Origin of the sequence: Asanoa iriomotensis, from assembly GCF_016862515.1 — a bacterium.
In the GTDB taxonomy this organism is placed as follows: Bacteria; Actinomycetota; Actinomycetes; order Mycobacteriales; family Micromonosporaceae; genus Asanoa; species Asanoa iriomotensis.
Genome location: NZ_BONC01000140.1, coordinates 1 through 7,372, shown reverse-complemented (window position 1 = coordinate 7,372; position 7,372 = coordinate 1). Strand labels below are relative to the sequence as shown.

The window sequence follows — 7,372 nt, the reverse complement described above, 5'->3', positions numbered from 1 at the left end:
CGAGCCACACCGGCGGCAGCCGCGCCAGCCGGCGGGTCGGGCACCGGCACGACGGCCGGCACCCGACACCAGACGGCGCTAGGACCTACAGGATCGACAGGTGTACGTGGTTGGTGTGGTCGCTGGACGGGTCGCCGAACGCACCGGAATAGGATTTCCAGCTTCCGGTGCTCGGTAGCCACACCTGGCGGTACCAGATCACGTACAGGATGCCGAGCTTGTCGGCGTTCTTCACCAGGAACGACGCCAGGTTGTTGCCGTAGAACCGGGCGTCGCCCTGTGCGTCACCGCTGCCGAAGTCGTTCGTCTTGAACACGGAGAAGTCGCAGGCGCGCCCCTTCGGATGCTCGAAGGGGCCGCCGTTGCGGTGGCACGAGACGAACCGCTTGAACCCGAGCCGCTGCGTCTCCTTGAGGGCGAAGAGCATGCGCGGCGTGATGCACCCGTCGGTGGTCGGATCGTCCACACTGCACGACTGGGCCGGGAACGAGCCGTCCGAGGCCCGCGGCGACTGCCGGGCGACGGGCTGGTTGGCGTACACGTTGCCGTTGACCGTCTTGCCGCCGGCCAACTTGAACGCGGACTCCACATCGGCCTTCTGCTTGGTCATCACGGACAGCTGCGCCGACTCGCGCTTGACCTCGAGATCGAGCTGGCTCTTGGCGGCCTCCGCCTGCTTGCGGTTGGCGGCCAGCTCGGCCAGCCGCTCGTTGTCGTAGGCGGAGAGCATGTCCAGCGTCTCGGCGCGGTCCAGGAACGCGTCCTTGTTCGCGCTGTTGAGCAGCATCAGCGCGGGGCCGATGCGGCCGTTGATGTAGCTGTGCCGGGCGATCTGGGCGGCCTGCGGCTCCAATGCCGCCCGGCGCACCTCGAGCAGGGTGAGCTGCTTGTTGAGCGCGGTCTGCTTCTTGCGCGAGTCGGCCACCGCGTTCTTCGCCTCGACGAAGGCTCGACTGGTCCGCTCGATCGCGTCGTCGAGGAGCTCGTTCTTGCCGCCTTCCTTGGGCGGCGCGGCCGGTGGGCTGGGGTTGGGTGCGGCGACCGCGGCTGGGGCGAGAGCAAGGCTCACCAGCAGCGTGACGGCCCCGACGAGGGCGGCGCGCCGGGCACGAGCGCGCGGACGTCCTTTGCGCGTCATTCACGTTCCTTCGGTAGGCCGCCTACCGGGTTAGCTGACGGGTTCGGGACGGAACAACCCCTACCGCATTCGCGGACTCACCCCAGGAACTCGGGTCCCCGGCTCGCCTCTCGGCGATTAGGCAGCGGCGGCGCCGGTGTCACCGGGGGATGATCCGGCGGAAGCCGAAGCCAGCTTAACCGATCCTGACCTATTCTTCGCAAGGATCGGAAGGGCCTTCCTTGCCCCGGAATGCGTTACGTGGCAACAACTTTCGGTGACGTAAGCCGTGCTTAAGAAAGCGCACGGATAAACGTGAAAGAAGCGGCATGCAACCACATCCGTCAGCCGAACGTGTGGTCAATCGGGTGTTCATTTCGAGTTGGCCCGTTCCGCTGGACAAGGCGGCTCGGGGGACCGCTAATGGAGTCACCCCGACCGGGCTCCCCGGCGGCACCACCCTCATCGCAACGACGCCGCCGGCACCTGCCCGCCGACGGCGGCGGACAACCGCACTCATCGGAGGCGCCGTGGACGACATCGCCGTCCTCACGGAGCGCGCGGCAGAGACCTACGTCGCGGCCGCGGGATTTCGGGTCGGCCCGATCGGACGGGTCGGCGTCGAGGTCGAGTACCCCGTGCGAGATCCGCGCGCACCGCTGGCCCGGCCGTCGATAGACCGGCTGGCCGCGGTCACCGCGGGCCTCGGCCCGCTGCCCGGTGGCGGGCAGATCACCATCGAGCCCGGTGGCCAGTTGGAGATCTCCTCCGCGGTCGGCGCCTCGCTCATGGACTGCGTCGAGGCGACCCGGGCGGACCTGGCGCTGGTGCGGTCGGCGCTCGCCATGGAGGGGCTGCACCTCGACGGCACCGGCCTGGACGCCCACCGCCGGCCCGAGCTGATCACCGCCCACCCGCGCTACGTGGCGCTGGCGGACTATCACGGGCGGTCGGGCGGCAAAGGGCTCGCGGTCATGTGCAACTCCGCCTCGGTGCAGGTCTGCCTGGACGCGGGCGACGAGTCCGACGGCTGGGCCGGCTACCGGATGCGCTGGTGGCTGGCCGACGCGATCGGCCCGGTGCTGCTGGCGGCGTTCGCCAACTCGCCGCGGACCGTCCGGGGCACCCGCTGGGTTTCCTACCGGCAGGCGCTGCGGTTCGGCACCGACGCCACGCGGACCCGCGCGCCGAGGCGGGGCGCGGAGCCGCGTGCGGACTGGGCGCACTACGCCCTGCGCGCCAACGTCGCGATGATCGCGGAGCCCGAGCCGGCGGCCTGGCAGGTGCCCACCGGGCTGACCATGCGGTCCTGGCTGCGCGGCCACGGGCCGCGCCCGGTCACCCTCGACGACCTGGAACGGCACCTCGGCACCCTGGTGCCGCCGGTCCGGCCGCGCGGCTACCTCGAGTTCCGGATGATCGACCAGCAGCCCGGCGACGGCTGGGTGGTGCCGCTCGCGGTCGTCACCGCCCTGCTCGACGACCCGATCGCGGCCGACGCCGCGGCGGCGGCCACCGAGCACCTGCGCTCGCCGCTGCGCCGCCACCGGGACTGGCTGGCGGCGGCCCGCACCGGGCTCGGCGACCCGCAGCTCGCCACGGCCGCGCTCGCGTGCTTCACCGTCGCCGCGGACGCGCTCGCCCGGCGCGGCGCCGGCCAGCGGGTCCAGCAGGCGGTGGCCGCGTTCATCGAGCGCTACGTGGCCCGCGGCGCCTGCCCGGCCGACGACCCGGTGCCACCGGCCACCTTCACGGAGCCCGCCCTAGGCTGACCCGTCCGCCGGCAGGCAGAGGGTGATCGCGCCTTGGACGGCGCGGGCCTTGAGTTTGACGGCGGTGCCCCGGGCGCCGCCGTCGAGCTCGTAGGTGAGCGGCTCGGCCAGCTTGACCCGGATCTTCCGGCCGGTCGTGATGTTGACGAACGGCGAGCCGGCGGACCGCCCGGTGGCCATGCGGCCCAGTGTGCGCGCCCATTGCAGCGCGCCTTCGGCCGTGGCCACGCCGACCTCGATCCGGCCGTCGTGCGGGTCCGCGTCGTCGAACGCGCGGATGCCGCCGGTGATGGTGCCGACGTTGCCGAGCAGCACGCAGCTCGCCGCGCCCGTGTACCACTCCTCGCCGTCGACGGTCACCCGCATCGGCACGGCGCCGTCGCGGACGTGCCGGACGCCGGTCCAGGCGTACGCCACCCGGCCGAGCCGGTCCTTGAGCCCACCGTCGGCGTCGCGGATCAGCTCGCCGTCGAACCCGGCGCCGGCCATCACCGCGAAGTGCTCGCCGTTGACCCGGCCGAGGTCCACCGACCGGCGCCGGCCGTGCAGGCCGATCTCGACCGCGGTCGCCAGGTCCTCGGGGATCTCCAGGTTGGCGGCCAGCAGGTTGGCGGTGCCGGCCGGCAGGATGGCCAGCGGCACGTCAGCGGCGCCGGCCCGGGCCATCGCGTCCACGGTGCGCTGCACCATCCCGTCGCCGCCCCAGACGAAGATCAGCTCGGCGCCGGCGTCCAGCGCCTTGCGCACCCGCTTGGGCGCCTTGCGGCTCTTGGGCACCTCGTACCAGATGGGCTCGATGATGCCCGCGTCCGCGAGCAGCCGCCGCAGCTCCGGCAAGCCGCCGCCGAGGCTCTTCCTTCGATGTGCGATCACCGCGACCTTGTCACCCATGGCGACCGGTTTACCCCGGCGGCGGCGCCGCTACGCCCGCGGGCAACGTGCCGAACTCGGCGTGGCGCAGGACGCCCGGCCACTGTGGGCCGTTGTTGCGCAGGAAGTACTCGATCCCGGTGTCCCAGGTGTGCCCGCCCGCGCGGCGGTGGTAGAGGTAGCCGAGCGGGTGGGTGCGGTAGATCAGCCCGCCGGACCGGCTGACCCGCTCGATCAGCCCGCGGTCGATCGACCTCGGCACCGGCCGCCACCCGCCGATCTCCTCCAGGTCGCCGCGGCTGATCAGCATCGTGCCGCCGGCCACGACCGGTGCGTAGCTCTCGTGCGGCCCGCTCTCCCGCCGCACCGTGGTGTCCAGCGCGTGCAGGTGCACGAACTCGGCCGCCTTGCCCACCAGCGTCGCGCCGGAGACCAGCCGGGCCAGCACCAGGTCCCACACGTGCTCCGGGCCGTAGCTGTCGTCGTCGTCGAACTTGGTGATCAGGCTGCCCCGGGCCCGCGTGGTGGCGCGGCCGACCGCCTCGCCGAACCCGAGCCGCTCCTCGGGACCGATGGTGACCAGCTCGATCGGCCGGGAGCAGCGGGCCAGCCGGCCGAGCAGCTCGGCCGACGGGTGCGCGCCGTGCAGGCACAGCACGATCTCCAGATCGGGGTACGTCTGCCGCTCGATCGACTCGATCGTCGTGGCCACGTGGTCAGGCCGGCGGGTGACCAGCAGGACGCTGACCGGAGGCGGGGCCGCCAGCGCCGGGAAGGCCTCGCCGGCGAGCCGGGGCAACGCGAACGCGGTGGCGTGGCGGCGCAGCGCCGACCGGCGCTGGCGCACCGCCCGGACCTCCCACTCCAGCTCGTCCGCGGCCGGTGGCGGCAGGTCGCCGACCACGAGCGCGCGCAACTCGTCGGCGAGCAGCGAGGCGACGGGCGGGCGCAGGTCGGGCGCGTGCACGAGCACGCCCGCCGCGGCCAGCCGGACCAGCACCGCCGCCTCGCGCGCCGGATAGCCGCACGGCACCCGCGCGCAGTGCACCAGGCCGGTCTCGGCCAACGCGGCCACGTCGGACTCGGGCAGCCGGTGGTCCGCCAACCGGCCGGCCACCAGCGCGCCGCCGGGCCCGTCGATCCGCCACGTGTCTTCGCCGAAGACCAGCTCGGCGCGGGCCACCCGCCGTCCGAACGGTCCGTACCGGCCGATGCAGGCCGAGTGTTCGACGTCGACCAGCACCGCGCCGCCGGCACCGGCCGCGCCGGCCCGCAGCACGCCGCCGTAGAGCCGCTCGGGCGGCGGATCGTCGTCGCCCGCCGGCGGCAGGGCGGCGCCGTCCGCGCTCAGCACCAGGTCGTGCGGGCGGATGTCGGCGTCGGTCGGCAGCTCGCCGCTGACCACCGCGACGTTCGCGGTCGCACCGACCCACGGCGGCGCGACCTCCTGGGCGGTGATGTCGGCGCTGACCGCCCGGGGCAACGGGCGGACCGAGCTGAACACCGGGAGCACCGCCATGATCAGCTTGCGCAGCGGCGCGGGCCGGCGCAGCTCCAACGCGACCGTGGCCCGGCCGTGGTCGGCCGCGGGCAGGTCGATGCGGTGCGAGAGCAGGTGCGGGATCGGGCCCAGTCGGCCCGACCAGGTGCGCCGCGGGTTGTCCCAGCGGTCGACGAAGACCGTCAGCTTCCGCACCATCGTGGCGCCGGCCGGGTGGTCGAGCAGGCCGCGCAGGTCGGCCAGCGTCGCGGCGCCCACACACATCGAGGTGACCAGGGTGCCGGCGCCGAGCGGCCGGGCCGGGCTGGCAGGCGACTCGATGACGCTGCACCGCGTGCCGATCATCCGGGTCGGCCAGCGCCGGACGCGCTCGGCGCGCGGACCAGCGAAGATCCGCCAACGGTGTATCCGCGCGGCAGCCACGCAACTTAACGTACGTCCAGTGCGTGGCGATTTCTGCTGGTTACACTCACCACCGTGCCGACTCCACACGCCGCACCCGAGCCGGTCCGGATTTTCCGGAACGACTGGAGTGTGCTGCGGCCACCGGAGATCGGCGACTGGACGCCGACGCGCACGGTCTCCGTGGTCATCCCGGCCTACAACTGCCAGGAGTCGCTCAACCTGACGCTGGCCTCGCTGGCCCGGCAGACGTACCCGGCCGATCTGCTCGAAGTGGTGATCGCCGACGACTCCAGCGAGCCGCCGATCGAGCTGCCGAAGATCCGCCCCGAGAACTGCCGCATCGTCCGGGTCGGCGACCACTCCGCCGGTTGGGGTCGGGCCAACGCGCTGCACGTCGGCGCCACGAACAGCACCGGCGAGATCATCCACTGGCTCGACGCCGACATGGTCGTCTTCCCGGAGCACGTCGAGGCACAGGCCCGCTGGCACCACGTCTCCGACGAGGTGGTCACGCTCGGCTACAAACGGTTCGTGACCGGCTGGGCCACGCCCGAGGAGGTCGCCGAGCGCTGCGCCGCCGGCACCATCGACACGCTGTTCGCGCTGCCGGACACCGAGCCGCACGACTACGTCGAGAAGATCATCGACGACACCGACCAGCTGCGGGCGGGCGACCACCTCAACTTCCGCGCCCACGTCGGGGCGACCGCGGCGCTGACCCGCCGGATGTACGAGGAGACGGGCGGGCTCGACACCGACCTGCGGCTCGGCGAGGACACCGAGTTCGGCTACCGGCTGACCCAGGCCGGCGCGGCCTTCGTGCCCGAGCGCAGGGCCGGCAGCTGGCACATGGGCCCGTCCAACATGATGCGCCGCGGCGAGGAGCTGCGCCGCTACAACTGGCCGTTCCTGGCCGACCTGATGCCGGAGCCACGCTGGCTCCGCTCGGTCGGCAACCGCGGCTGGAAGGTGCCGCTGGTCACCGCGGTGGTCCGTGCGGAAGGCAGCTTCGAGCTGGTCAAGACCTGTGTCGACCTGCTGCTGATGAGCGACCTGACCGACCTGCGCGTGGTGCTGGTCGCCGACTGGAGCACGCTGTCCGACGGCCGGCGCTCGGCACTTCACGACCCGGATCTGGACCTGCGGTTGGTCGAGGCGACCTACCGGCACGAGCCCCGGGTCGCGCTCGTCGCCACGGCGCCCGACGACGCCTACCCGTCTCCGTACCTGGTGCGCGTGCCGGTCACGGCCGGGGTCGACGCCAACACCGTGCGGCGGCTGGTCAACGTGGCCAACCGGTGGCAGGTCGGCCTGGTCCGGGTCCTGTCACCCAAGACCGGCGCGACCGGCGACGTCCTCGCTCTGTGGCGCACCTCGGCGCTGCGCCGGGCCGCCCGGGTGAAGCATCCCGACGAGTCCTGGGCGAAGGCCGTGCAGTCGGTGGCGGGAGAGCGCTGGGTCAGCGCCCGCGACTTCGCCGTCGTCAACCTCGCGGAGTGGCCGGCCGAGGATCTCGTCTCGCCGAAGCCGCGGCTGGTGGGCCGGCCGACCCTGGGCAACAAGGCGAGCCTCGTCGGCGTCGACTCGGTCCCGGTCGGCGGCGCCCGGTCGCTGGCGTTCGCGACCCGGTTCGTGGCCCGCCGCGCCCTCACCGCGCTCGGTCGCAAGCTGCGCACCCGGCGGCTCGACTAGGGCGTGTCCTGCCGA

General features: G+C 73.1%; 5 protein-coding genes and 1 riboswitch. Of the genes, 2 read left to right on the top strand and 3 right to left on the bottom strand.

Annotated elements, in window-relative coordinates:
- Positions 1-85 precede the first annotated feature (85 nt).
- On the bottom strand, positions 86-1,138 hold the full coding sequence (locus Air01nite_RS40120; protein WP_203708676.1) for a coiled-coil domain-containing protein: 1,053 nt from the start codon (positions 1,136-1,138) through the stop codon (positions 86-88).
- Between the two features lie 3 nt (positions 1,139-1,141).
- Positions 1,142-1,272, bottom strand: a riboswitch (cyclic di-AMP (ydaO/yuaA leader).
- A 375-nt stretch (positions 1,273-1,647) separates the two neighbouring features.
- On the opposite strand from Air01nite_RS40120, the gene Air01nite_RS40115 reads away from it, so the two are divergent.
- Positions 1,648-2,889 (top strand): glutamate-cysteine ligase family protein, encoded by a 1,242-nt coding sequence (locus Air01nite_RS40115; RefSeq protein WP_203708674.1) that lies wholly within the window; start codon positions 1,648-1,650, stop codon positions 2,887-2,889.
- Here the strand turns inward: Air01nite_RS40115 and Air01nite_RS40110 are convergent.
- Both Air01nite_RS40110 and Air01nite_RS40105 read right to left on the bottom strand, forming a co-directional pair.
- Complete coding sequence (locus tag Air01nite_RS40110) at positions 2,881-3,780, bottom strand: diacylglycerol/lipid kinase family protein (protein ID WP_203708673.1); 900 nt, start codon at positions 3,778-3,780, stop codon at positions 2,881-2,883. The genes Air01nite_RS40115 and Air01nite_RS40110 overlap by 9 nt on opposite strands.
- Before the next feature lie 10 nt (positions 3,781-3,790).
- The gene (locus tag Air01nite_RS40105; protein ID WP_203708672.1) at positions 3,791-5,683 is read right to left on the bottom strand and encodes a glycosyltransferase family 2 protein; all 1,893 of its coding nucleotides are present in this window, start codon (positions 5,681-5,683) and stop codon (positions 3,791-3,793) included.
- Positions 5,684-5,737: 54 nt separating this feature from the next.
- Between Air01nite_RS40105 and Air01nite_RS40100 the strand changes: the two genes are divergently transcribed.
- Entirely contained in the window at positions 5,738-7,357 is a 1,620-nt protein-coding gene (locus Air01nite_RS40100; RefSeq protein ID WP_203708671.1) for a glycosyltransferase family 2 protein, read from the top strand.
- The last annotated feature ends 15 nt before the right edge of the window (positions 7,358-7,372 follow it).